The 21,886-nt window shown below is 48.4% G+C and carries 21 protein-coding genes; 10 read left to right on the forward strand and 11 right to left on the reverse strand.

Annotated features, from left to right (window positions below; translation table 11 throughout):
• The first annotated feature begins 146 nt into the window (after positions 1-146).
• The gene (locus tag U0008_RS02460; RefSeq protein ID WP_004093669.1) at positions 147-353 is read left to right on the forward strand and encodes a DUF1107 domain-containing protein; all 207 of its coding nucleotides are present in this window, start codon (positions 147-149) and stop codon (positions 351-353) included.
• Positions 354-478: 125 nt separating this feature from the next.
• On the opposite strand, the gene paeA is transcribed toward U0008_RS02460, so the two are convergent.
• Both paeA and msrA read right to left on the reverse strand, forming a co-directional pair.
• Complete coding sequence (gene paeA / locus U0008_RS02465) at positions 479-1,825, reverse strand: polyamine export protein PaeA (RefSeq protein WP_043490703.1); 1,347 nt, start codon at positions 1,823-1,825, stop codon at positions 479-481.
• Positions 1,826-2,075: 250 nt separating this feature from the next.
• The gene (gene msrA, locus U0008_RS02470) at positions 2,076-2,696 is read right to left on the reverse strand and encodes a peptide-methionine (S)-S-oxide reductase MsrA (RefSeq protein WP_043490766.1); all 621 of its coding nucleotides are present in this window, start codon (positions 2,694-2,696) and stop codon (positions 2,076-2,078) included.
• Positions 2,697-2,969: 273 nt separating this feature from the next.
• On the opposite strand from msrA, the gene tamA reads away from it, so the two are divergent.
• Genes tamA through U0008_RS02485 form a run of 3 tightly spaced genes read left to right on the forward strand, consistent with a single transcriptional unit; the run spans position 2,970 to position 8,982 of the window.
• Positions 2,970-4,706: an autotransporter assembly complex protein TamA gene (gene tamA, locus U0008_RS02475; RefSeq protein ID WP_025798806.1), complete on the forward strand. Its 1,737-nt coding sequence runs from the start codon at positions 2,970-2,972 to the stop codon at positions 4,704-4,706.
• Entirely contained in the window at positions 4,703-8,629 is a 3,927-nt protein-coding gene (gene tamB, locus U0008_RS02480; protein ID WP_043490705.1) for an autotransporter assembly complex protein TamB, read from the forward strand. Before tamA ends, tamB begins: the two co-directional genes overlap by 4 nt.
• On the forward strand, positions 8,629-8,982 hold the full coding sequence (locus U0008_RS02485) for a gamma-glutamylcyclotransferase family protein (protein WP_040046303.1): 354 nt from the start codon (positions 8,629-8,631) through the stop codon (positions 8,980-8,982). The genes tamB and U0008_RS02485 overlap by 1 nt, the downstream gene beginning before the upstream one ends.
• Before the next feature lie 76 nt (positions 8,983-9,058).
• Here the strand turns inward: U0008_RS02485 and ppa are convergent, their stop codons facing one another.
• On the reverse strand, positions 9,059-9,589 hold the full coding sequence (ppa, locus tag U0008_RS02490; RefSeq protein WP_025798812.1) for an inorganic diphosphatase: 531 nt from the start codon (positions 9,587-9,589) through the stop codon (positions 9,059-9,061).
• A gap of 134 nt (positions 9,590-9,723) precedes the next feature.
• The gene (gene fbp / locus U0008_RS02495; RefSeq protein ID WP_025798814.1) at positions 9,724-10,728 is read right to left on the reverse strand and encodes a class 1 fructose-bisphosphatase; all 1,005 of its coding nucleotides are present in this window, start codon (positions 10,726-10,728) and stop codon (positions 9,724-9,726) included.
• Between the two features lie 168 nt (positions 10,729-10,896).
• Between fbp and mpl the strand changes: the two genes are divergently transcribed.
• Positions 10,897-12,276 (forward strand): UDP-N-acetylmuramate:L-alanyl-gamma-D-glutamyl-meso-diaminopimelate ligase, encoded by a 1,380-nt coding sequence (gene mpl, locus U0008_RS02500; RefSeq protein WP_043490708.1) that lies wholly within the window; start codon positions 10,897-10,899, stop codon positions 12,274-12,276.
• A 180-nt stretch (positions 12,277-12,456) separates the two neighbouring features.
• Here the strand turns inward: mpl and yhcN (U0008_RS02505) are convergent, their stop codons facing one another.
• The 3 genes from yhcN (U0008_RS02505) to argR all read right to left on the reverse strand — a co-directional run bounded on the left by yhcN (U0008_RS02505) (position 12,457) and on the right by argR (position 14,006).
• Entirely contained in the window at positions 12,457-12,720 is a 264-nt protein-coding gene (gene yhcN, locus U0008_RS02505; RefSeq protein WP_025798818.1) for a peroxide/acid stress response protein YhcN, read from the reverse strand.
• 136 nt (positions 12,721-12,856) lie between these two features.
• Entirely contained in the window at positions 12,857-13,120 is a 264-nt protein-coding gene (yhcN, locus tag U0008_RS02510; RefSeq protein ID WP_025798820.1) for a peroxide/acid stress response protein YhcN, read from the reverse strand.
• A 415-nt stretch (positions 13,121-13,535) separates the two neighbouring features.
• Entirely contained in the window at positions 13,536-14,006 is a 471-nt protein-coding gene (gene argR / locus U0008_RS02515; protein ID WP_004093684.1) for a transcriptional regulator ArgR, read from the reverse strand.
• A 468-nt stretch (positions 14,007-14,474) separates the two neighbouring features.
• Here argR and mdh point away from each other — a divergent pair, with 468 nt between their 5' ends.
• Positions 14,475-15,413, forward strand: a complete 939-nt coding sequence (mdh, locus tag U0008_RS02520; protein WP_025798823.1) for a malate dehydrogenase — start codon at positions 14,475-14,477, stop codon at positions 15,411-15,413.
• Positions 15,414-15,466: 53 nt separating this feature from the next.
• On the opposite strand, the gene U0008_RS02525 is transcribed toward mdh, so the two are convergent.
• Positions 15,467-15,778 (reverse strand): helix-turn-helix domain-containing protein, encoded by a 312-nt coding sequence (locus U0008_RS02525; RefSeq protein WP_043490711.1) that lies wholly within the window; start codon positions 15,776-15,778, stop codon positions 15,467-15,469.
• Positions 15,779-15,990: 212 nt separating this feature from the next.
• On the reverse strand, positions 15,991-16,962 hold the full coding sequence (gene ispB, locus U0008_RS02530; RefSeq protein WP_043490714.1) for an octaprenyl diphosphate synthase: 972 nt from the start codon (positions 16,960-16,962) through the stop codon (positions 15,991-15,993).
• A gap of 259 nt (positions 16,963-17,221) precedes the next feature.
• Here ispB and rplU point away from each other — a divergent pair, with 259 nt between their 5' ends.
• From rplU to cgtA, 4 genes are all read left to right on the forward strand, one after another.
• Positions 17,222-17,533 carry a 50S ribosomal protein L21 gene (gene rplU, locus U0008_RS02535; RefSeq protein ID WP_004093692.1) on the forward strand — a complete coding sequence of 104 codons (312 nt, stop codon included), beginning with the start codon at positions 17,222-17,224 and terminating at the stop codon, positions 17,531-17,533.
• An 18-nt stretch (positions 17,534-17,551) separates the two neighbouring features.
• Positions 17,552-17,809, forward strand: coding sequence for a 50S ribosomal protein L27 (gene rpmA / locus U0008_RS02540; protein WP_004093693.1), 258 nt, complete (start codon positions 17,552-17,554; stop codon positions 17,807-17,809).
• A 90-nt stretch (positions 17,810-17,899) separates the two neighbouring features.
• Positions 17,900-18,841, forward strand: a complete 942-nt coding sequence (locus U0008_RS02545) for a DMT family transporter (protein ID WP_025798831.1) — start codon at positions 17,900-17,902, stop codon at positions 18,839-18,841.
• 66 nt (positions 18,842-18,907) lie between these two features.
• Positions 18,908-20,080: an Obg family GTPase CgtA gene (gene cgtA / locus U0008_RS02550; protein WP_043490717.1), complete on the forward strand. Its 1,173-nt coding sequence runs from the start codon at positions 18,908-18,910 to the stop codon at positions 20,078-20,080.
• Positions 20,081-20,148: 68 nt separating this feature from the next.
• Here the strand turns inward: cgtA and pmrB are convergent, their stop codons facing one another.
• Together pmrB and pmrA are read right to left on the reverse strand one after the other, a co-directional pair.
• Entirely contained in the window at positions 20,149-21,213 is a 1,065-nt protein-coding gene (gene pmrB / locus U0008_RS02555; RefSeq protein ID WP_025798834.1) for a two-component system sensor histidine kinase PmrB, read from the reverse strand.
• Entirely contained in the window at positions 21,210-21,872 is a 663-nt protein-coding gene (gene pmrA / locus U0008_RS02560; RefSeq protein ID WP_025798835.1) for a two-component system response regulator PmrA, read from the reverse strand. Before pmrA ends, pmrB begins: the two co-directional genes overlap by 4 nt.
• Positions 21,873-21,886: the final 14 nt, after the last annotated feature.

Below are 21,886 nucleotides of genomic sequence, written 5' to 3' on the forward strand. Positions count from 1 at the left end.
GTGAAAAATGCCGCTTTATGGGAACCCAAAGTTGTGAAAGCAGTCTATATTTATACTCCATTACGCGGATAGGGGCCGTGCAGCCGTTTTGGCTGATTGAATTTTTATACCCTGCCGCATGTCATTACCGGGAGGTAAACACAACAATGAAAATCTTCCAACGCTACAATCCGCTTCTTGTCGCCAAGTATGTAAAAACCCTGTTTCGTGGACGGTTATATATCAAGGATGTCGGCGCTTTCGAGTTCGACATGGGGAAGGTTCTTCCCCCGAAAGTGCGAGACAAACGCCACCTCAGCGCCATGTCTGAGATTAATCGTCAAGTCACACGACTGCAGGCTGAAATGGCATAGGCAGATTGGGAAGAGCTCCCTGCTGTGTTGTTAATAAGCTAGAGCAGATAGACTAGAAAGTAGGAAAATGGTAACGGCCCTTGCGGGCCGTTTGTGTTTCTATCATGCAGTTTGAAGCGCTGAGCTTAGGTATTGGCTTCTTTCGCTTTTTCTAAATCACCAGCCGCATCGGGAATGATCGGCGCTGGGCGTTCAGCCAAGCGAGTCACCAGCAGCTGATCGATTTTGTAGCTGTCGATATCAACAACTTCAAACTTATAGCCCGCGTATTTGACGTAGTCGGTGCGTTTTGGAATTTTGCGCAGCATATACATCATGAAGCCGCCAATGGTTTCATAGTTGCTGTTCTGCGGAAACTCTTCAATATCCAGCACGCGCATCACATCATCAATTGGCGTAACGCCTTCAACCAGCCACGAGTTTTCATCGCGAGCGATAATCTGTTCTTCTTGGCCTTGGCCAACCAGATCGCCCATCAGCGTGGTCATTACGTCGTTAAGCGTGATGATACCCACCACCAACGCATATTCGTTCAGAATAATAGCGAAGTCTTCACCGGCGGTTTTAAAACTCTCTAACCCTTCCGATAACGTCAGCGTATCTGGAATGATTAACACGTTGCGAATTTGCACGCCGCTGCTTAGCACGAGGCTTTGATTGCCCAATACGCGGTTCAGCAAATCTTTGGAGTCAACGTAGCCCACCACGTGATCGATTGCCCCATCACACACTAAAAACTTAGAGTGCGGATGAGTAGAGACTTTTTCTTTGATGCTTTCTTCGCTTTCGCTCAAATCGAAGTAGATGATGCTTTCACGCGGCGTCATAGAAGAAGGAACCGTACGAGATTCCAGCTCAAAGACGTTCTCGATGATTTCGTGCTCTTGTTTACGCAGTACGCCCGCTAATGCACCCGCTTCAACGACGGCGTAGATATCATCAGAAGTAATATCGTCTTTACGTACCATTGGCAGCTTAAATAAGCGGAAGATCATGTTGGCAAGGCCGTTGAAGAACCATACCAAAGGTCTGAATACCAACAGGCAGAAGCGCATCGGGTTGACGATCCGGACGGCGACCGTTTCAGGGGCGATCATACCGATGCGTTTCGGTGTGAGGTCGGCAAACAAAATAAAGCAGCTGGTGACCAAGACGAATGAACAGATAAAGCTGACCTGTTCGGAGATTTCTGGTGACATAAAGCGGTCAAACAGAATCCGGAAGGTTGGGGAGAATGCGGCGTCACCGACGATACCACCGAGGATAGCGACGGCATTTAGCCCAATTTGTACCACGGTAAAGAAATAGCCAGGCTGTTCTTGGAGCGCAATGACACGAGAAGCATTGATATCGCCTTCATCAGCCATTGTTTTCAATTTCATTTTGCGAGAGGCGGCCAGTGAAATTTCCGAGATGGAAAAAAAGGCGCTTATCGCGATCAATATCAGGATCAGTAAAATACTGTTTAACATAATTTATCCGCTTCGACCGGAGTGCTCCGGGGAATAGTGAAGGGCAGTGATTAATGGGAGTTTAACAAAAAACGGCTAGTTTTTGCGCACTATGCCGCGTACTAACTACTATTAACGAGGCCACATTTCTGTGACCCGCGTCTAGTATAGCAGCAGCCATGAGAAACCAGCTAGAGATTAAAAGGTGCTCACTTCTTCATAAGCCATTGCTATTAGCCAATTTTAATCGTGAAGCGGGCTCTCGACAATATTAAAGCTGTGGCGGCAGACATACCCCAATGCCACCCAGACCACAGTAGCCATGCGGGTTTTTATACAGATATTGTTGGTGCTCATCTTCTGCATAGTAGAACGGTTTGGCCGCGCTAATTTCGGTGGTGATTTCGCGCGAGTCGTTGGCTTCCTTCATCGCTTTCTGAAAGCGAGCTTCGCTGGTCAGCGCTTCAGCCTGCTGCTGTGGTGTAAGCACGTAGATTGCAGAACGATATTGGCTGCCAATGTCATTTCCCTGACGATCGCCCTGAGCGGGATCGTGATTTTCCCAAAACAGCTCAAGTAATTTTGCGTAGCTGATGATTTTTGGATCAAACACGATGCGCACGGCTTCCGCATGGCCCGTTTGGCCAGAACACACTTCGCGATAGGTTGGATTGGGGGTGAAGCCACCGCTATATCCTGCCGCCGTACTGTAGATGCCAGGCTGTTGCCAGAACAGACGCTCTACACCCCAGAAGCATCCCATTGCGAAAATGGCGGTTTCCATTCCTTCAGGAACCTCGGTCATAGAATTTCCGTTCACCGCGTGTGTTTTAGCAATAGGCATTGGGGTATTGCGGCCAGGAAGAGCATGCTCTGCCGTAAGTGGTTGAATATTATGATTTGCGTTAGCCACAGGAGGCTCCTGTCTTAGATTTATGTATCACTCAGCTACTATATACATAACTTTAGTGATTACTTTATTTAGATCAATTCGGTCATTAGTTGTATCTCATACTTACTTTGCGCACAATATGCCTAATTATTGCAACCATGTTACTAATGGCATTGCAAACTGGTGCACATGCACATTTTTGAATTCCGTCGGATAGCAGTTCCCCCTGACAGACGGAATGTTTTACGGGTAGGGTAAACTTCAGGAGTTCGCGTGCCACGATTTCGTCTCTTTGGCTTTATATGCCTTTTTTTGGCATCCCCCTTGGCCAATGCAGCGCAAGTTCGCTTAAAAGTTGAAGGTTTAAGCGGGTCGCTCGAACAGAACGTACGAGCCAGTCTTTCCACCATCGAAAATGATGAAGTCAGCAACGATGGCCGTTTTCGCGCCCGAGTTGATGAGTCTATTCGGCGGGGGCTGAAAGCGCTTGGCTATTATCAGCCAACCATTGAATTTGATTATCAAGATAAAAAACCACCTGAAAGACCCTTGCTGATTGCGAAAGTGAAGGCCGGTGAACCCGTATTGATTGCGGGCGTTGACGTGAAAATTTTAGGGCAGGCTAAAGATGACTCTGCTTATAAAGATCTGCTGAAAACCGGTGAGCCTAAAATTGGCACCGTGCTTAACCACGGCACTTACGATAGTTTCAAGAATTCCCTGACCTCTATTGCGGTGCGCAGAGGCTACTTCGACGCCACGATGCCGGTGCATCAGCTTGGTGTTATCGAGGATGAGCGCAAAGCATTTTGGGATATCGATTTTGATAGCGGCAAACGCTACCGCTTTGGCGATGTGACGTTTGAAGGCTCGCAGATCCGAGAAGAGTATTTGCAGCACTTGGTGCCTTTCAAACAGGGGGAATATTACACTTCTGAGCAGTTGGCTGAATTCAGCCGTCGTTTATCCGCCACCAACTGGTTCAACTCGGTGGTGGTATCGCCTGATTTTAAACAGGCAACCGCCGATAAAGAGCTGCCGCTAGACGCGGTGGTTTCTCCTAAAGTGCGGAATACCGTTGAGCTCGGCGGTGGTTATGCTACCGACGTGGGGCCGCGCGTACAGGCGACGTGGAAACGTCCTTGGGTTAACTCGTATGGGCACAGTTTCGAAACCTCGCTTAACCTTTCTGCACCAGAACAAACCGCAGATTTCAGCTACAAAATTCCACTGCTAAAGAACCCGATTGAGCAATATTACCTGTTGCAGGGCGGTTTCAAGCGAACCGATCTTAATGATACCGAAGAAGATACCACCACGCTGAACGTGGCGAGATATTGGGATCTGTCGAGTGGCTGGCAGCGTTCAGTTAACCTGCGTTGGAGCCTTAACCACTTTACGCAGGGTGAAGTGTCGAACGACACCATGCTGTTGTATCCGGGGATTATGCTGAACCGCACCCGTTCTCGCGGTGGACTCATGCCGGTATGGGGCGATAGCCAGCGCTATTCATTTGATGTATCCGATACCACGTGGGGCTCTGACGTTGACTTCGCCGTAGTGCAGGCTCAGCAGGTGTGGATCCGCACGTTAGCCGAAAAACATCGCTTTGTGGTACGCGGTAACGTGGGATGGATTGAAACCAATAACTTCGAAAAAGTGCCGCCAAACCTGCGCTTCTTCGCCGGTGGCGACCGCAGTATTCGCGGTTATAAATACAAATCAATTTCACCGGAAGATAGCTCAGGCAAGTTAACCGGTGCTTCCAAACTCGCTACGGGTTCATTGGAATATCAATATAACGTCACTGGGAAATGGTGGGGTGCCACCTTTGTTGACTCTGGTGAAGCGGTGAACGATATCAAACGCAGTAATTTTTATACCGGCGCGGGTGTTGGCGTGCGCTGGGAATCACCGGTTGGGCCAATCAAGCTCGATTTTGCGGTACCGGTTGGTGATAAAGATAACCATGATTTGCAGTTTTACATCGGATTGGGGCCTGAACTATGAGACGCGTAATCAAATTCAGCCTGATCTTTTTGTTGGTGCTCGTATTGCTGGTGGTTGGCCTGATTGGCACTGTGATCAGCACGCCGGGGCTTCATTTTGTTATCAACAGCGCGGCGCGTTGGGTACCAGGACTTGATATCGCGGGCGTAACCGGCGGGTGGCGTAATCTAACGTTAACCGGCGTTTCCTACCAAATGCCCGGTGTGAAAGTGAAAGCCGGTGAGCTTCATCTAGCGGTGGATATCGGCTGCTTGAAAAAAAGCGAACTGTGCCTGAATGCCCTAACGGCCAATCAGATTGACGTTGCTATTAACACGCAAGAGTTGGCGCCTTCTGAGCCTACGCCAGAAACCACCAGTGAACCGCTGACCGAACTGAAAGCGCCTTATCCCGTGGCGATCCGTTTGCTGCGTATCAATAACGTTCACGTCACGGTCGATGACACCGCTATTTCTTTGGAAGAGTTTCGCACCGGTGCTGAATGGCGAGATCGTGGCTTAACGTTGTTGCCAACCAACATCAAGTCTCTGCTGGTGGCATTGCCGAAAACGCCTGCAACGCCGGTTCAGGATCAGGTGGTTGCGGTGGCTGTTAAAGATAAGCCGGTAACTCAGGCCGCCATGGATGCCGCCGCCGATAGCGCCAAGCAGGCCGCTTCTGATGCTGCAGAGCAGGTGGTGAAGCAGGTTGCTAAGCCTGAGCAGGCAAAAGCTGAAGCTCAGAAAGATGCACAGGCTGAGGCGGAAAAAGCCGCTATTGAGAAGCCATTAGGCGAGGTGCTTGCAGAGCTGTTTGCTAAACCATTGCTGCCTGATTTGCCAGAACTGCGTTTGCCGCTGGATCTGACCGTGAAGCGGATTTCTGGTGAGCAATTACGTATCACCGGCGATAGCGATATTGTGGTGAATTCGTTGCTGGTGAGGGCTGTTACCAAAGATAGCGCGCTGCGTTTGCATACGCTGGAGGTCCGTTCACCGCAGGGCAATGTATCCATGCATGGTCAGGCGACGCTGAGCGATCGATGGCCGATGGATTTCCGCTTAAACGCAGATTTGAACGTTGATCCGGTTAAAGGCGAAAAACTGAAGCTCGGTATCAAAGGCGATCTGCGAGATGTATTAACGCTGGATGCTAATTTATCTGGCCCGTTAAAAGCGACGTTAGCGGCAGAAACGCAGTTAGCCACGGCGGGCTTACCGTTAGCCTTGACGCTGGAAAGCCCCGGCGTGCAGTGGCCTTTGGTGGGGACGCCAGAGTATCAGGCGAAAAATATTCGTCTGCGCTTAAACGGTAGCGGCAAAGCCTATGCGCTGTCATTACGAACCGATGTTAGTGGTAATGAAATTCCAGCGGCTAAAATTACCCTTGATGGTAAAGGGACGGATCAGCAATTTAATTTAACTCGTCTGCGTGTCGCTGCTTTGCAGGGGAACACCGATCTTTCAGCCTTAGTAGACTGGAGCAAAGCGATTAGCTGGAAGAGTAAGCTTACGCTTGATGGTATCAATACGGCGAAACAGTGGCCTGAATGGCCGGCTAAACTGAACGGCAATATTGAAACGCAGGGCAGTTTATACGGTGGAAACTGGCAGCTACGCGTTCCGGTGCTTCAGCTCGACGGTAACGTGAAGCAAAATCAGGTCGATGTGCGTGGGAATCTGACCGGAAATCAGGCGGGTCAGTGGAAAATTCCACAGATGCACATTGGCCTAGGCCGCAACAAGATTGATATCACCGGCGAGTTGTCTGATAAGTGGGCGCTGGATGCCGTTATTGATGCGCCTCGCCTTGATGGTAATTTGCCGGGGCTAGCGGGCACGGCGAAAGGCACGTTGAAACTGCGTGGCGATCTTAAAGCGCCGCAGGTATTGGCCGATCTCACGGCGTCTGGTTTGCAGTGGCAGACGTTAACCATCAATCGAGTGAAGCTGGACGGCGATATTCGTTCTGGCGAGCAGATTGAAGGCAATCTGAATGCGCGCGTTGAGCAACTGAAACAGGATGATTTCCTGATAAGCCTGTTAACGCTGGATGCCAAAGGCAGCGAGAAACAGCACCAGCTGCAGTTGAAAATCAACGGCGATCCGCTTTCGGGTCAGTTGGCGCTGAAGGGCAGTTTCGATCGCACTACTGAGCGCTGGCAGGGAACCTTAAACGATACGCGTTTTGATACTCCGGTTGGCGAGTGGCGCTTAACCCGACCTATTGCGCTCGATTATCTTAATCAGCAGCAAAAAGTCAGCGTTGGCCCGCATTGCTGGTTAAACCCGAACGCTGAGGTCTGTGTTCCTAAAACGATTGAAGCAGGCGCGAGCGGTAATGCTAGCGTGGTATTAAACCGTTTCGATTTAGCCATGATTAAACCGTTCTTAGGGCCAGATACCGCATTGAATGGCGTATTTACCGGGCGCGCGGACGTGAGCTGGAAGGAAGGTCAGGCGTTGCCAGAGGCGAAAGTTTCGCTTATTGGTAAAGGGGTTAAGGTGCAACAGGCCGTTCAGGGGAACCAACTGCCTATTGCTTTTGACACGTTGAACCTGAATGCGGCGCTTAATCATGGTCGTGCTCAGCTTGATTGGCTGATAAAAATTGCTGGCAATGGCCAGCTTGATGGAAACGTTCAGATTGCCGATCCTCAGGGGCGTAGGAATCTGTCGGGTAACGTGAATATCAAAAGCATCTCGCTGGCGATGTTGAACCCCGCGCTGATGTCTGGAGAAAAAGCACAAGGGATGCTGAACGCCGCATTACGCTTAGGCGGAAACGCCCAGCAGCCGCAGATCTTCGGACGTATGGCACTGGATAAAGTCGATATCGATGGGCAGTTTATGCCGTTTGATATCACGGAAGGTAATCTGGCGGTTAACTTTGCGGGGATGAGCTCGGCGCTGCAAGGGGTGATCAAAACCTCGCGTGGGCAGCTTAACCTGACGGGTAATGCGGATTGGCGTGTGATTGATGCATGGCGTGCGCAGATTGCAGTGAAAGGAGATCGCGTTCGCGTAACTGTTCCGCCGATGGTGCGTTTGGATGTGTCACCGGATATTGTGTTTGAAGCGACGCCGAAGATGTTTGCTTTAAACGGCTCGGTGGGTATTCCTTGGGCGCGAATCACGGTACAAGAGCTGCCTGAAAGCGCGGTGTCGGTATCGTCTGATGAGGTGATGCTGAACAACCAACGCCAGCCGATAACGCCAGCGTCGGCATCGATTCCGATTAACAGCAATTTGAATATTCACATTGGCCCTAACGTTCGCTTGGATGCTTTTGGTCTGAAAGCGAAATTGCAGGGCGATCTGAAGATGGTTCAAGACGAACATGGTCTTGGCTTAAATGGTCAGGTTAATATTCCTGAAGGTCGTTTTGCCGCGTATGGGCAAGATTTGCTTATCCGCAAAGGTGAACTGATCTTCTCTGGGCCACCAGAGCAGCCATTGCTGAATATTGAGGCAATTCGTAACCCTGATGCCACGGAAGATGACGTGACAGCAGGGGTACGTGTAACAGGACTTGCTGATCAGCCGAAACTAGAAGTATTCTCAGATCCTGCCATGTCACAGCAGATGGCGCTGTCTTATTTGCTGCGTGGGCAAGGATTAGAAAGTTCGGGAACGGACAGTAATGCCATGACATCAATGCTGATCGGCATGGGTGTGGCGCAAAGTGGTAAGCTGGTGGGTAAAATCGGCGAAACCTTTGGCGTGAGTAATTTATCTCTGGACGCTCAGGGCGTTGGAGACAGCTCACAGGTTGTTGTGAGTGGTTATGTACTACCAGGATTACAGGTAAAATATGGTGTTGGGATATTTGATTCGTTGGCGACGCTAACGTTACGCTATCGACTAATGCCAAAATTATATCTGGAAGCGGTGTCTGGACTCGATCAGGCACTCGATTTGCTCTATCAGTTTGAGTTTGAGTGATGCGAATTATTGTATATGGAAGTCTACGTCGTAAGCAGGGCAATAGTCATTGGATGACTAACGCCATGTTGCTGGGTGAATGTGAGCTCGAAGGGTATGAGATGTACGATCTCGGCCATTTTCCGGCGGTAGTTCCGGGCGATGGAAAGGTATTTTGCGAAGTCTATCGCATTAACTCTTCCATTTTAGCCGAGCTGGATGAGCTGAAAAGCAACAGCAAGGATTATCGTAGAGAGCTGATTCAAACGCCATTTGGCAGTGCGTGGATATATATCTATCTGTACTCGGTGGACAGTTTGCCACGTATCAAATGTGGCGACTGGTTGAAGCGCGATCAGGAATGTAGCGAATAACACGCTGCTTGTCTGACAGTAAAATATAAAAAAACACCGCCAATGGCGGTGTTTTTTTTCGTGCACGTGAAAACAATTATTTGTTTTTAGCGCGCTCGAAAGAGGCAACGATTTCAGCTTTAGCGGCTTCAGCGTTATCCCAACCTTCAACTTTAACCCACTTGCCTTTTTCCAGATCTTTGTAATGTTCAAAGAAGTGGGAGATTTGGGCACGCAGCAGTTCAGGCAGATCGTTCACATCTTTGACGTGATCGTATTCTTTGGTCATTTTGCTGTGTGGAACAGCAACCAGCTTCGCATCTTCACCGGCTTCGTCAGTCATTTTCAGCACGCCAACTGGGCGGCAACGAATGACTGAACCTGGCTGCAGTGGGTACGGAGTTGGGACCAGAACGTCAACCGGATCACCGTCCAGAGACAGAGTGTGGTTGATGTAACCGTAGTTGCATGGGTAGAACATCGCGGTAGACATAAAACGGTCTACGAACAGGCAGCCTGTTTCTTTGTCTACTTCATATTTGATTGGATCAGCGTTAGCTGGAATTTCGATAACTACGTAGATGTCTTCTGGCATGTCTTTGCCAGCAGGGACGTTAATCAAGCTCATGTCGGTTTCCTTTAATCAAACCAGAAATGGAGTGACGGCTATTATAGCGGTCACTCCACAAATGAACAGTCTGCCCGACATCTTTCAAGCGTTCGGCTTGTCGCCTCACGCTTGAAATTTACCGGGAGGCAGGATTAGGCGTCTGGGAAATCGCTCATGAAGCGTTCAGCGTCTTCTACCATAGAGCTGGTGCCAACGAAGAAAGGTGCACGCTGATGCAGTTTTTCCGGTGCGATATCCAGAATACGACGGAAACCGTCGGTCGCTTTACCGCCCGCCTGCTCAGCTAAGAATGCCATAGGGTTGCATTCATACAGCAAACGCAGTTTGCCAGAAGGATGGCTTGCGGTGCTTGGGTAAATATAGATACCGCCCTTGAGCAGGTTACGATGGAAATCGGCAACCAAAGAACCAATATAGCGTGAGGTATAAGGGCGATGAGTCGCTTCGTCTTGTTCTTGGCAATACTTAATGTATTTCTTCACGCCGAGAGGGAATTTGATGTAGTTCCCTTCGTTGATGGAGTACATATTGCCTTTTTCAGGGAAACGCACGCGTTCATGTGACAGGCAGAATACGCCCAGCGATGGGTCATAGGTAAAGGCGTGAACTCCGTTGCCGGTGGTGTATACCAGCATCGTTGAAGAGCCATAAACCACATAACCAGCGGCAACCTGACAATTTCCCGGCTGCAGGAAATCTTCTTCGGTAACCGGCTGCCCAATTGGCGTAATGCGGCGATAGATAGAGAAAATCGTACCGACCGACACGTTAACGTCGATGTTGGAAGAACCGTCTAACGGATCCATTAAAACGACATATTTACCGTTGTTGGCGCGATCGCCCTCAAAAATAACAATATCGTCTTCTTCTTCCGATGCGATACCCGCCACCTCTCCACGCGCTTTTAAAGCGGCTTTGAGTTTTTCATTGGCATAGAGATCCAGTTTCATCTGAACCTCACCCTGCACGTTTTCCGCACCACTTGCACCGAGAATATCCACTAAACCCGCTTTGTTGATATCGCGGTGGATAATTTTGGCACCCAGTTTAATTGCGGAGAGGAGAGCGGTTAGTTCGCCAGTAGCGTGTGGAAAATCTTGCTGCTTTTCGACGATAAACTCGCCTAAAGTTTTCATGACACATTCCCTGATTCTGCGAAGGAGTAGCGATTTATTTACAAACCGCCAACGTTTTCGCAGCTATTCTAGCCAATGTATAAAGTGATTCCTAGGTAATTCCATTTCGCCTAAGCCGTTCACAGCGTTAGAATGTGAACTGACTCGATGTAATCAACTGGAAACGATATGCGCATTCATATTCTTGGAATCTGCGGCACATTTATGGGCGGCCTTGCTTTGCTGGCTCGGACGTTAGGACATGAAGTGACGGGTTCTGATGCCAATGTTTATCCGCCGATGAGCACGCTGCTTGAAAAAGAAGGGATCACATTGATGGAAGGTTATGATCCTTCCCATTTAGATCCTGCACCTGATTTGGTGATCATTGGTAACGCAATGACGCGTGGCAACCCTTGCGTGGAAGTTATTCTGGAGCAGGGGATCCCATACGTTTCTGGTCCACAGTGGCTGCATGATGAAGTTCTACGCCATCGTTGGGTGATTGCGGTTGCAGGTACCCACGGCAAAACCACAACGGCAGGGATGGTCACTTGGATCTTGGAAGAGTGCGGTTATGAGCCAGGCTTTGTGATTGGTGGCGTTCCTGGAAACTTTGACGTTTCCGCTCGTATGGGCAACAGCCCATTCTTTGTGATCGAGGCCGATGAGTACGATTGTGCCTTCTTTGATAAACGATCCAAGTTTGTGCACTACTGCCCGCGTACGTTGATCCTCAATAATCTTGAGTTTGATCATGCGGATATTTTCGACGATCTTAAAGCGATCCAGAAACAGTTCCATCATCTAGTTCGTTTGGTACCGGGCAAAGGCCGTATTATTTTGCCGAGCAACGATGCCAATCTGAAACAGGTTATGGGGATGGGTTGCTGGAGTGAGCAAGAGCTTAGTGGTGAAGAGGGAACGTGGAACGCGCGTAAACTCAATCCAGATGCTAGCCATTACGAAGTTTTGCTGGATGGTGAAGTCGTGGGAGAGGTTAGCTGGGGCTTAGTGGGTGAGCACAATATGCATAACGGCTTGATGGCGATTGCCGCTGCCCGTCATGTTGGCGTGTTGCCTGCCGATGCTTGCCGTGCCTTGGGAAGCTTTATTAATGCCCGTCGTCGTTTAGAGCTTCGTGGCGAAGCCTTTGGCGTGAAGGTTTACGATGATTTTGCACACCATCCTACGGCTATTTTGGCAACGCTGGCGGCTTTACGCAGCAAAGTCGGTGGAACCGCACGCATTCTTGCTGTGTTGGAACCGCGCTCTAATACTATGAAAATGGGCGTATCTAAGAATGACCTAGCCCCGGCGCTTGGCCGTGCGGATGAGGTCTTCTTATTCCAGCCACATCACATTCCGTGGCTGGTCACTGAAGTGGCAGAGGCCTGTGTTCAGCCGGCTCACTGGAGCGCCGACGTTGATGTTCTGGTAGATATGATCGCTAAAACAGCGCAGCCTGGCGATTATATTTTGGTGATGAGCAACGGTGGCTTTGAAGGTATCCATAGCAAATTGTTGAAAGCACTTGAGCACAAGCAAGAGATTGCTGAGCAACAGTAAGTTGCCGCTCTAATGAATCAGCCGTGGCTTAGTCCACGGCTTTTTTGTGCCTGATATTTTGATAAAAAAAAGCCTCCGCAAGCGGAGGCAATGGGGTTCGTCGGGTTAGACGAGAGTGTTAGCTGGCTGAATCGGGTTAGACACAGGAAGCGCCAGCCTTATGATGAAACATCTTAATAATTAACGGTAAATCTCAGCGGTGGCGTGGTAGTTGCCATCCAAATGAGCTTCAACGATATGGAATGCGGTAGCGCCTTTGGCATCAGCTTTATCGGACAGCTGTGCTTTGATATCTGAAGGCGAACCATCGATACCACTGATGGTTATAGTGCCAATGGATTGCATAGAGGAAGCCTGCTGTGCGCTGATGGATTGCGCAGCAAAAGCACCAAAAGAAACCATAGAAAGAAGACTTAAAGCAGCAACGGTAGTTTTGATTTTCATGATTATTTTCCTATTTTTCATTCTGCCGCAGTACTTCGATCTTAGATTCAATGACGATATTCTTTTGGTCACTGCGGTTTAACTTTAGCGATTCATTTACGGAGTTTGTGCTCCGCAAAGCAGGTGAATCCGTATTTTATTTGTAGATTTCAGCAGTTGCGTGGAATGAGCCTTCGTTGCGGGCTTCAACTACGCGGTAAGCTGTTGCGCCTTGCGCATCGGCTTTAGCTGACAGAGCCGCTCTGATATCAGAAGGGGCTGCGCTTACGCCGCTTACGCTGATGGTGCCAACAGGCTGCATTTTTGATGCCTGTGCGTTATCAACTAATTGAGCAGCGAATGCGCCGAAAGAAAGAGAAGAAAGAACGGCTAGAGTTGCAATAGTAGTTTTAATTTTCATGATGTATCCCTCAGATATTGTTTTATTTAGTTTTGAACTGTGATTCAAATCACGAAAACAAGTGTACACCTAGTAACTCGAAAAATTAATAGCGAGCTAATGGTTTGTTAGGTTTATTTGTTTGGTATTGTTTTGATGAATAGATCTAAATGGAATAAAAACAGCGCAAAAAACACACTTTTAAGACTAAAGTCTAATTAAATCAATAAAGTAACATCATGTTGCAAAATGTGCGGTCCGTAGCGTTTGTGACCGGCAGGAATATAGATATAGGACTGATTGACCATTAATGCTATTTGAAGTAGCGAATCATGCTGTGTGAGTTGTGTAATTAAGCGGAAAAGAGTACGGCAAGTTTGAGGAGGGCGCATGGGGGCAATCATAGGCCTGACAGATATCAGGCCTGAGAACCGGATTACAGTTCTTGATCAAACAGCGACAAAATAGCGTCGTGCAGCTGCTCAACGGAGAACCCTTTTGCAGGCGTGGTGAAAATTGTGTCGTCACCTGCGATAGTTCCCAAAATCCCTTCTGATTTGCCTAATGAATCCAATAGGCGTGCAATTAATTGCGCTGCGCCTGGGCTGGTATGGATAACGACAACGGATTCGTTGTAATCCACGTCGAGAACCAGATTCTTCAACGGGCTGCTCGTAGTCGGAACGCCAAGTTCTGCTGGCAGGCAGTACACCATCTCCATTTTGGCATTTCGTGTACGGACGGCACCAAATTTGGTCAGCATACGAGATACTTTGGATTGGTTGATATTCTCAAAGCCTTCATCTTGCAGAGCCTGCACGATCTCACCCTGAGAACTGAATTTCTCTTCTTTGAGCAGCGCCTTGAATGCCTTGATCAAGTCTTCTTGTTTTGTTGGAGTTCGCATTCTTCACCGTAGGAATAGAAATAGAGAACATTATTATGCGTAATAATGAATTTTTATGCAATTTAAGTGCGGAAAACGTTAAGTCGGTCACTATAGAGTTCAAACCGGCAAGGTGATGATTTTACCACCTTGCCCATAAAATGAATATGTTAGCGGGAACTTTGGTTATGTCATCGGCATTCGTAAATAGATTGTTATTAAAATGATGTTGTTGTGATGTAAAAGAAGGGTGTAATGTAATGGCCGGGTAATGAGCTGTGATAAGTGCGCAACGAATTCCTACTCTGTGGCCCTATATCTTTCATGCATAAGCTATTTTTTATTATAAACCTTGCAGTAGGACATGGAATTAGTGCGTCATATCCCAATCTTTGTGTTAACAGATTGTTTTTTAAGACATGATGGACTAAGGTGCGCGGTAATGCATTCACGGCACTCTTAAATTAAAGATAAATCAAGGAGTATAGAATGAAAGTTGCAGTTCTCGGCGCAGCCGGCGGTATTGGTCAGGCTTTAGCCCTTCTTCTCAAAACTCAGCTTCCTTCAGGTTCAGAACTCTCCCTTTATGATATTGCGCCAGTCACCCCAGGTGTCGCCGTCGATCTCAGCCACATCCCAACAGCCGTTAAAATCAAAGGTTTCAGCGGTGAAGATGCGCGCCCTGCTTTGGAAGGCGCGGATATCGTATTGATTTCTGCGGGTGTTGCTCGTAAACCGGGTATGGATCGCTCCGACCTGTTTAATGTGAACGCCGGTATCGTACGTAATCTGATTGAGCAGGTTGCTAGCACGTGTCCTAAAGCTTGTGTAGGCATCATCACTAACCCAGTGAACACCACGGTAGCTATCGCAGCAGAAGTGCTGAAGAAAGCCGGCGTTTATAACAAAGATAAACTGTTCGGTATTTCCACTCTGGACGTTATCCGTTCAAATACTTTTGTTGGTGAACTGAAAGGCAAAAATCCGGCAGAAGTTGAAGTGCCTGTTATTGGCGGCCACTCTGGCGTGACTATTTTGCCACTGCTGTCTCAGATCCCTGGTGTGAGCTTCACTGAGCAGGAAGTTGCCGATCTGACCAAACGTATTCAAAACGCGGGGACCGAGGTTGTTGAAGCTAAAGCCGGTGGCGGGTCAGCAACGCTGTCTATGGGCCAAGCTGCGGCACGTTTCGGTTTGTCTCTGGTCCGCGCTATGCAGGGCGAAAGCAACGTTGTGGAATGTGCTTACGTTGAAGGTGATGGCAAATATGCTCGTTTCTTCGCACAGCCATTGCTGCTGGGTAAAGAAGGCATTGTTGAACGCAAATCTATTGGTACTTTGAGCGCCTTTGAACAAAAAGCGCTGGAAGGTATGTTAGATGTTCTGCATAAAGATATCGAACTGGGCGAAACCTTCGTTAACAAATAATTGTTGATGGAATACGGGTGGTCAATACACCCGTTTACCTGTTCCATCTGAATTTAACCGCCGGCTTTTATTGCTGGCGGTTTTATTTTTTTTGGTTTGCGTTGGCGCATGAGCCGCTGTCTATCAATCAGTTGATGCGTACTGATATCAAAATAGCGACTTGGCCATATTTCAGAAGGGTGTATCCCTAAGGCGTGAGCAATAATTAACTCACCTTTTGGCCAAGGGCGAGTCAAGGCATTCGATAGCGTGGTACTTGAGAGCCCTGAGGCTCTTGATAACCCACTGAGCGTAATATTTCTTTTATGTAATGCAGCAATAATATCTGCATGATGCCAATCTTCTAGGCATTGACTCTCTGCCATAATTCATTCCTTTGCAATGACACATAAACAGGGGAGAGAAATAAGGTTTGCGTGTATTGCTACTATCTAAAAACACTCTTTAAATTTCAATTAATTTCCAATTATTTCAATAATAAGAAACTCGTTATATTTATTCTATTATTATGTTTAATAAAGATTTTACATAAAAAAAGAGCCTTTCGGCTCTTCCTTTTGTTTCTAAAAAAAGAAAATTAGAATTTTCTATCTACCGCCATATTAGCGAGCCCAATCAGTGCCTCTTTGTAGCTTGATTCTGGCAATGCTTGTAGCGCTAAAATCGCTTTATCGGCTTCTTCTTCTGCACGTTGGCGGGTATACGTGAGTGAACCCACTTCGTGCATTGTTTCCAGCACAGGCTCAAGCAAATGGCGTCCATTGCCTTCTTCGATGGCTTTACGGATCATCGCAGAACGCTCCGGTGTGCCATGCTTCATCGCATGTAGCAGAGGCAATGTCGGCTTTCCTTCATTCAGGTCATCACCGGTATTTTTACCCAGTGTTTTCCCGTCTGCATCGTAATCCAAGAGATCGTCGATCAATTGGAATGCGGTGCCAAGATAGCGCCCATAGTCTTGCAAGGCGATTTCCTGTTCGTGCGTGGCTCCAGCAAGGATCGCCGAAGATTGCGCTGCCGCCTCAAATAAACGAGCCGTTTTGCTGTAGATAACGCGCATGTAGTTTTCTTCAGTGATGTTCGGATCGTTAACGTTCATCAACTGTAAAACTTCACCTTCAGCAATAACGTTAGTTGCCTCGGACATCAGCTCCAAAACGCGCAAAGACTGTAGGCTTGTCATCATCTGGAACGAACGGGTATAGATAAAATCACCAACTAAAACGCTGGCAGCATTACCGAAAGCCGCATTTGCCGTAGCTTTGCCACGTCGCATATCGGATTCATCGACCACATCGTCGTGCAGCAGCGTTGCGGTATGAATAAATTCAATTAACGCCGCGACGGTGATGTGTTTATCCCCTTCGTAATTTAATGCTCTAGCCGACAATACTGCGATCATCGGGCGAATCCGTTTACCTCCACCGCTGATAATGTAGTAGCCTAACTGGTTGATTAGACTAACTTCAGAGTTTAGTTGCTGAAGAATTGTTGCGTTTACATCCGCCATGTCCTGCGCGGTTAACTCAGTAATTTGTTCTAGGTTCATTGTATTAATTCAACTGTGTTTCCATTTTCCGCCAGGCGAAAGCCCGCATGCAGGCTGTCACAAGCCACCAACTATAGTATGATTGTACTTGAAAAACGTATTAGATAAACGGCGCGAAGAGAACTGTGTTTTTTTTCTTCTTTTCTCCTGATTCTACCCTTGTCTTCTGAATGATTTTTGCGTAGAATTCGCGCCCTATTGTGAATATTTATAGCGCGTATTGGGCAACGAACCATGCGTGCGGAAATGCGGAGTTTATATGTACGCGGTTTTCCAAAGTGGTGGTAAACAACACCGAGTAAGCGAAGGTCAGACTATTCGCCTGGAAAAGCTGGACATCGCAACTGGTGAAACTGTTGAGTTTGACCAGATCCTGATGGTCGCCAATGGCGAAGACATCAAGATTGGCGTTCCATTTGTTTCTGGTGGCAAAGTTAAGGCTGAAATCGTTGCTCACGGTCGTGGCGAGAAAGTAACTATCGTTAAGTTCCGTCGTCGTAAGCATCATCGTAAGCAGCAGGGTCACCGTCAGTGGTTCACTGATGTTAAGATCACTGGTATCAGCGCTTAATTCTAGGAGAGCAGATTAATGGCACATAAAAAGGCTGGCGGCTCGACTCGTAACGGTCGCGATTCAGAAGCTAAACGTCTGGGCGTAAAACGCTTTGGCGGCGAAGCAGTATTGGCAGGTAGCATCATCGTTCGTCAACGTGGTACTAAATTCCACGCTGGCAACAACGTAGGTTGCGGCCGTGACCACACTCTGTTTGCTTTGGCTGACGGTAAAGTCAAGTTCGAAGTTAAAGGCCCGAAAAACCGTAAGTTCATCAGCATCGTTGCTGAATAAGTTTTTCGCGTCTAAATAGATGTAAGGCCCCGCAATAATCTTGCGGGGCTTTTTTACGTTTAGGGCCAAATCAGGCCAAGGATGCTGAGTATGGAAAGCAATCAGAACGTCAAAGTGGGTATATGTCTAGCTCTCACTACGGCGGTTTTCTGGGGCGCGTTGCCAATCGCCATGAAGCAGGTTTTACAGGTAATGGAACCTTACACCATTGTCTGGTATCGCTTCTTGATCGCTTCAGTTGGATTGTTTTTCATTCTTTACTCACGTAAGCAACTGCCGCCGATGCGTGTTTTTAAGCATCGACGTTGGCTGGTTCTGCTCATTATTGCGACCTGCGGTTTACTGGGTAACTTCGTTCTGTTCAGCAGTTCGTTGCAGTATTTAAGTCCTACGGCATCACAGGTCATAGGCCAGCTATCTCCCGTTGGGATGATGTTCGCCAGTGTTCTGATTTTGAAAGAGAAAATGCGCATCACTCAGGTGATTGGCGCATGTATGTTGATTAGCGGGCTGCTGTTGTTTTTTAACGTCAGTCTGAAAGAAATATTTACCCAACTTACGGCTTATACGCTGGGCGTTATTCTCGGCGTTGGTGCTGCGACCGTTTGGGTAAGCTATGGTGTCGCTCAGAAAGTGCTGTTACGGCGATTAGCTTCACAACAGATCCTTTGGCTGTTGTACACTTTATGTGCGATATGTTTATTTCCGTTGGCGAAGCCGGCGGTTATTTTTCAGCTGGATGGCTGGCAGTTAGCCTGCCTCATATTTTGTGGTGCCAACACGTTGATTGGTTATGGCGCGCTAGCAGAAGCTATGGCGCGCTGGCAGGCAGCTCAGGTCAGTGCGGTGGTGACGTTAACCCCGCTGTTTACCCTGATGTTCTCTGACTTGTTAGCTTTGGTATGGCCAGATATGTTCCTTCCTCCTTCGTTAAATGCGGTGGGGTACATCGGAGCACTTGTGGTGGTAGCCGGAGCAATGTTTTCCGCGGTGGGTCACCGTTGGTGGCCGCGTCGGGCCGAACAAAACTAGCTAACAGCTTACACAGCTAGGTTGCTCAGCTTAAGCAGCCCGGTAAATGATTTACGGAGACAGTAAATGAAATTTGTAGATGAAGCAGCGATTCACATCGAAGCCGGTGATGGCGGCAATGGCTGCGTCAGCTTCCGTCGTGAAAAATATATTCCGCGTGGCGGCCCAGACGGCGGCGATGGCGGTGACGGCGGCGATGTTTATCTGCTGGCCGATGAAAACCTGAATACCCTGATTGACTATCGCTTTGAGAAGTCTTTCCGTGCAGAACGTGGTCAGAACGGCCAAAGCCGTGACTGTACTGGTAAGCGCGGTAATGATATTACGGTCAAAGTTCCAGTCGGAACGCGCGTTGTCGATTTAGATACCGGTGAAGTCCTTGGCGATATGACTCGTCACGGTCAGAAACTGATGGTCGGTAAAGGCGGTTGGCATGGACTGGGTAACACCCGTTTCAAATCATCCGTAAACCGTGCTCCACGTCAAAAGACGATGGGGACCAAAGGTGACAAGCGCGATCTGAAATTAGAACTGTTGTTGCTGGCCGATGTGGGCATGCTGGGCTTACCGAATGCGGGTAAATCCACGTTCATTCGCGCCGTTTCTGCGGCAAAACCGAAAGTCGCCGACTATCCATTTACCACGCTGGTTCCAAGCCTTGGCGTTGTGCGCATGGACCACGAAAAAAGCTTTGTGGTTGCGGATATCCCCGGTCTGATTGAAGGGGCTTCTGAAGGCGCTGGTTTGGGGATTCGATTCCTCAAGCATTTGGAACGTTGCCGCGTGCTGTTGCACCTGATTGACTTAGCACCTATCGATGAAAGCGATCCTATCGAGAACGCGAAAGTGATCATCAACGAGCTGGGCCAATACAGCGAAAAACTGTCCCAAAAGCCACGCTGGTTAGTTTTCAACAAGATCGACATCCTTGATCCTGAAGAAGCCAAACAACGCGCACAGGCGATTGCAGACGCTCTGGGCTGGGAAGACAAGCACTATCTGATTTCTGCGGCTAACCGTGAAGGCGTTAACGCGCTGTGCTGGGATGTTATGCACTTCCTGGATACACAGCCACGCGATGCTGAAGTGGAAGAAGAGAAAGAAAAAGCCAAGAAAGCCGAGTTCATGTGGGATGACTATCATCGCGAACAGTTGGAACAGGCTGAAGCCGACGAAGACTGGGATGATGATTGGGATGAAGATGACGACGAAGGCGTCGAAATCATTTATCAGAAGTAATCCTGCTTAGTCTGCTTGTTAAGTAAAAGGCTGCCAATGGCAGCCTTTTTCATGCACGAAATCTAATACTAGCGAGCTAGAATGTCATGGGGTAACCAGCAGTTCGCGATGAGCCCTGTGCCGGTTTCAACGTTTTTGAGCGTCAGTTTTCCTTGATGCAACTGAACGATTCTAATCACAATATTTAAGCCTAGCCCACTGCCGCCGTAGCGCTGATCCATACGACGAAATGCCTGTGTTAGCTCGCCAGCCTTAGATTCATCAATTCCACACCCCTGATCGATAACTTTGAGTTCAACGCCTTTTTCATTGCTGACCGTTTTGATTCGAATGGTCGAATGTTCAGGGCTGTAACGATGGGCGTTCTCAACAAGATTACGTAGCATCAAGCGTATCAGCACGGCGTCACCAAGAACCTGTGCAGGCTCTGGCGTGTCGATCTCTAAGGTTTGATGCCTTAATGCCAACATTTCGGTGAGTTCGCTCTTGAGCGGCGGAATGACATCTTGCGCCAGATCGATGGTTTGATAATGACCGCTGGCAAAATTTTGCCCCGCGCGTGACAGCATCAGTAACTGCTCAACGGTGTGCATGAGCTGGTCGATGCGAGTCACTAAAGCGCGAGCTTCAGGCACACCGCCTTGCTCTAGCAACTCTAGATGCAAACGAATACCGGCTAACGGTGTGCGTAACTCATGCGCCGCGTCAGCGGTAAATAAGCGTTCTTGCTGAATGGTATGGCTAAGGCGGGCAAATAGCTGATTCAACGTTCCGGTAACCGCCGCAATCTCTTGCATATTACTATCAATAATAATCGGCGTGAGATTGTCTGCAGAGCGTTTATCGAGTCTCCGCTGCAGCTTATTAAGCGGGCGGATTATCCAACTAATAGCAATAGCAGATAGAATTAACGTGAAAGACATCATTACCAGCGAGGGAACCAGCAGTGAAGCAATCGCCTCACGGATCTCTTTTTCCACATGTGAGTCACGTGCTTTGGCGCTGAGTGTTTCATTGACCAGAAAACCGATTTGCTCGCGGCTTTCATGCCAAAGCCAAAGTGCGCTTGCAAGTTGAGTGACCAGCAAAATCAGCGCCAGCATGATTAATAGACTGCGCCGCATGCTGATCATAATTGGCTTTCCAACCGATAGCCCACGCTGCGAACTGTTTTAATGCGTTCTTTACCCAGCTTACGGCGAAGATTGTGGATATGGACTTCTAGCGTGTTTGAACTTAGATCATCCTGCCAAGAATAAAGATCCTGCTGTAAGATCTCGCGATTGACCGTTTGGCCAGCGCGCATCATGAGGCGAGATAATAGAGCAAACTCTTTAGGGGTGAGCTCAATTTGCTGACCTTCGAAAGTCACCTGCTGGGTTGAAAGGTTGAGAATAATGTTCTCAACCTGCAACAGATTATCGCTATGGCCCTGAAAACGACGAATTAATGCGCGAACACGGGCCTGTAGCTCAACCAGAGCGAAAGGTTTTACCAAATAATCATCAGCGCCGGCGTCTAAACCACCAACGCGATCTTCAATAGCATCGCGAGCGGTGAGTATGAGAACCGGTACATCTACGCCGCTGCGTCGCCATTGGCGGAGCAGTGACGCACCGTCTTGATCGGGCAATCCAAGATCAAGAATGATTAAGCTATATTGTCCAACTTGTACCAAACTTTTAGCTTGCGCCGCTGTAGCGGCACAATCACAGGCGTAACTTTCGTTAGCGAGGGCTTTTGCAAGCCCCTGCTGGATAAGTTCGTCATCTTCAACAATCAGTATTTTCATAGCACTTAGCTTCA

Source organism: Hafnia alvei, assembly GCF_034424155.1.
In the GTDB taxonomy this organism is placed as follows: domain Bacteria; phylum Pseudomonadota; class Gammaproteobacteria; order Enterobacterales; family Enterobacteriaceae; genus Hafnia; species Hafnia alvei.

What these genes read in the sequence shown, in the direction of transcription:
- U0008_RS02460 (WP_004093669.1), top strand. Translation starts at nt 147, where the DNA reads ATGAAAATCTTCCAACGCTACAATCCGCTTCTTGTCGCCAAGTATGTA.
- mpl (WP_043490708.1), top strand. Translation starts at nt 10,897, where the DNA reads ATGCGCATTCATATTCTTGGAATCTGCGGCACATTTATGGGCGGCCTT.
- ispB (WP_043490714.1), bottom strand. Translation starts at nt 16,962, where the DNA reads ATGAACCTAGAACAAATTACTGAGTTAACCGCGCAGGACATGGCGGAT.
- U0008_RS02525 (WP_043490711.1), bottom strand. Translation starts at nt 15,778, where the DNA reads ATGGCAGAGAGTCAATGCCTAGAAGATTGGCATCATGCAGATATTATT.
- tamB (WP_043490705.1), top strand. Translation starts at nt 4,703, where the DNA reads ATGAGACGCGTAATCAAATTCAGCCTGATCTTTTTGTTGGTGCTCGTA.
- mdh (WP_025798823.1), top strand. Translation starts at nt 14,475, where the DNA reads ATGAAAGTTGCAGTTCTCGGCGCAGCCGGCGGTATTGGTCAGGCTTTA.
- ppa (WP_025798812.1), bottom strand. Translation starts at nt 9,589, where the DNA reads ATGAGCTTGATTAACGTCCCTGCTGGCAAAGACATGCCAGAAGACATC.
- pmrB (WP_025798834.1), bottom strand. Translation starts at nt 21,213, where the DNA reads ATGATCAGCATGCGGCGCAGTCTATTAATCATGCTGGCGCTGATTTTG.
- argR (WP_004093684.1), bottom strand. Translation starts at nt 14,006, where the DNA reads ATGCGAACTCCAACAAAACAAGAAGACTTGATCAAGGCATTCAAGGCG.
- yhcN (WP_025798818.1), bottom strand. Translation starts at nt 12,720, where the DNA reads ATGAAAATCAAAACTACCGTTGCTGCTTTAAGTCTTCTTTCTATGGTT.
- pmrA (WP_025798835.1), bottom strand. Translation starts at nt 21,872, where the DNA reads ATGAAAATACTGATTGTTGAAGATGACGAACTTATCCAGCAGGGGCTT.
- paeA (WP_043490703.1), bottom strand. Translation starts at nt 1,825, where the DNA reads ATGTTAAACAGTATTTTACTGATCCTGATATTGATCGCGATAAGCGCC.
- rplU (WP_004093692.1), top strand. Translation starts at nt 17,222, where the DNA reads ATGTACGCGGTTTTCCAAAGTGGTGGTAAACAACACCGAGTAAGCGAA.
- U0008_RS02545 (WP_025798831.1), top strand. Translation starts at nt 17,900, where the DNA reads ATGGAAAGCAATCAGAACGTCAAAGTGGGTATATGTCTAGCTCTCACT.
- fbp (WP_025798814.1), bottom strand. Translation starts at nt 10,728, where the DNA reads ATGAAAACTTTAGGCGAGTTTATCGTCGAAAAGCAGCAAGATTTTCCA.
- cgtA (WP_043490717.1), top strand. Translation starts at nt 18,908, where the DNA reads ATGAAATTTGTAGATGAAGCAGCGATTCACATCGAAGCCGGTGATGGC.
- yhcN (WP_025798820.1), bottom strand. Translation starts at nt 13,120, where the DNA reads ATGAAAATTAAAACTACTATTGCAACTCTAGCCGTTCTTTCTTCTCTT.
- rpmA (WP_004093693.1), top strand. Translation starts at nt 17,552, where the DNA reads ATGGCACATAAAAAGGCTGGCGGCTCGACTCGTAACGGTCGCGATTCA.
- U0008_RS02485 (WP_040046303.1), top strand. Translation starts at nt 8,629, where the DNA reads ATGCGAATTATTGTATATGGAAGTCTACGTCGTAAGCAGGGCAATAGT.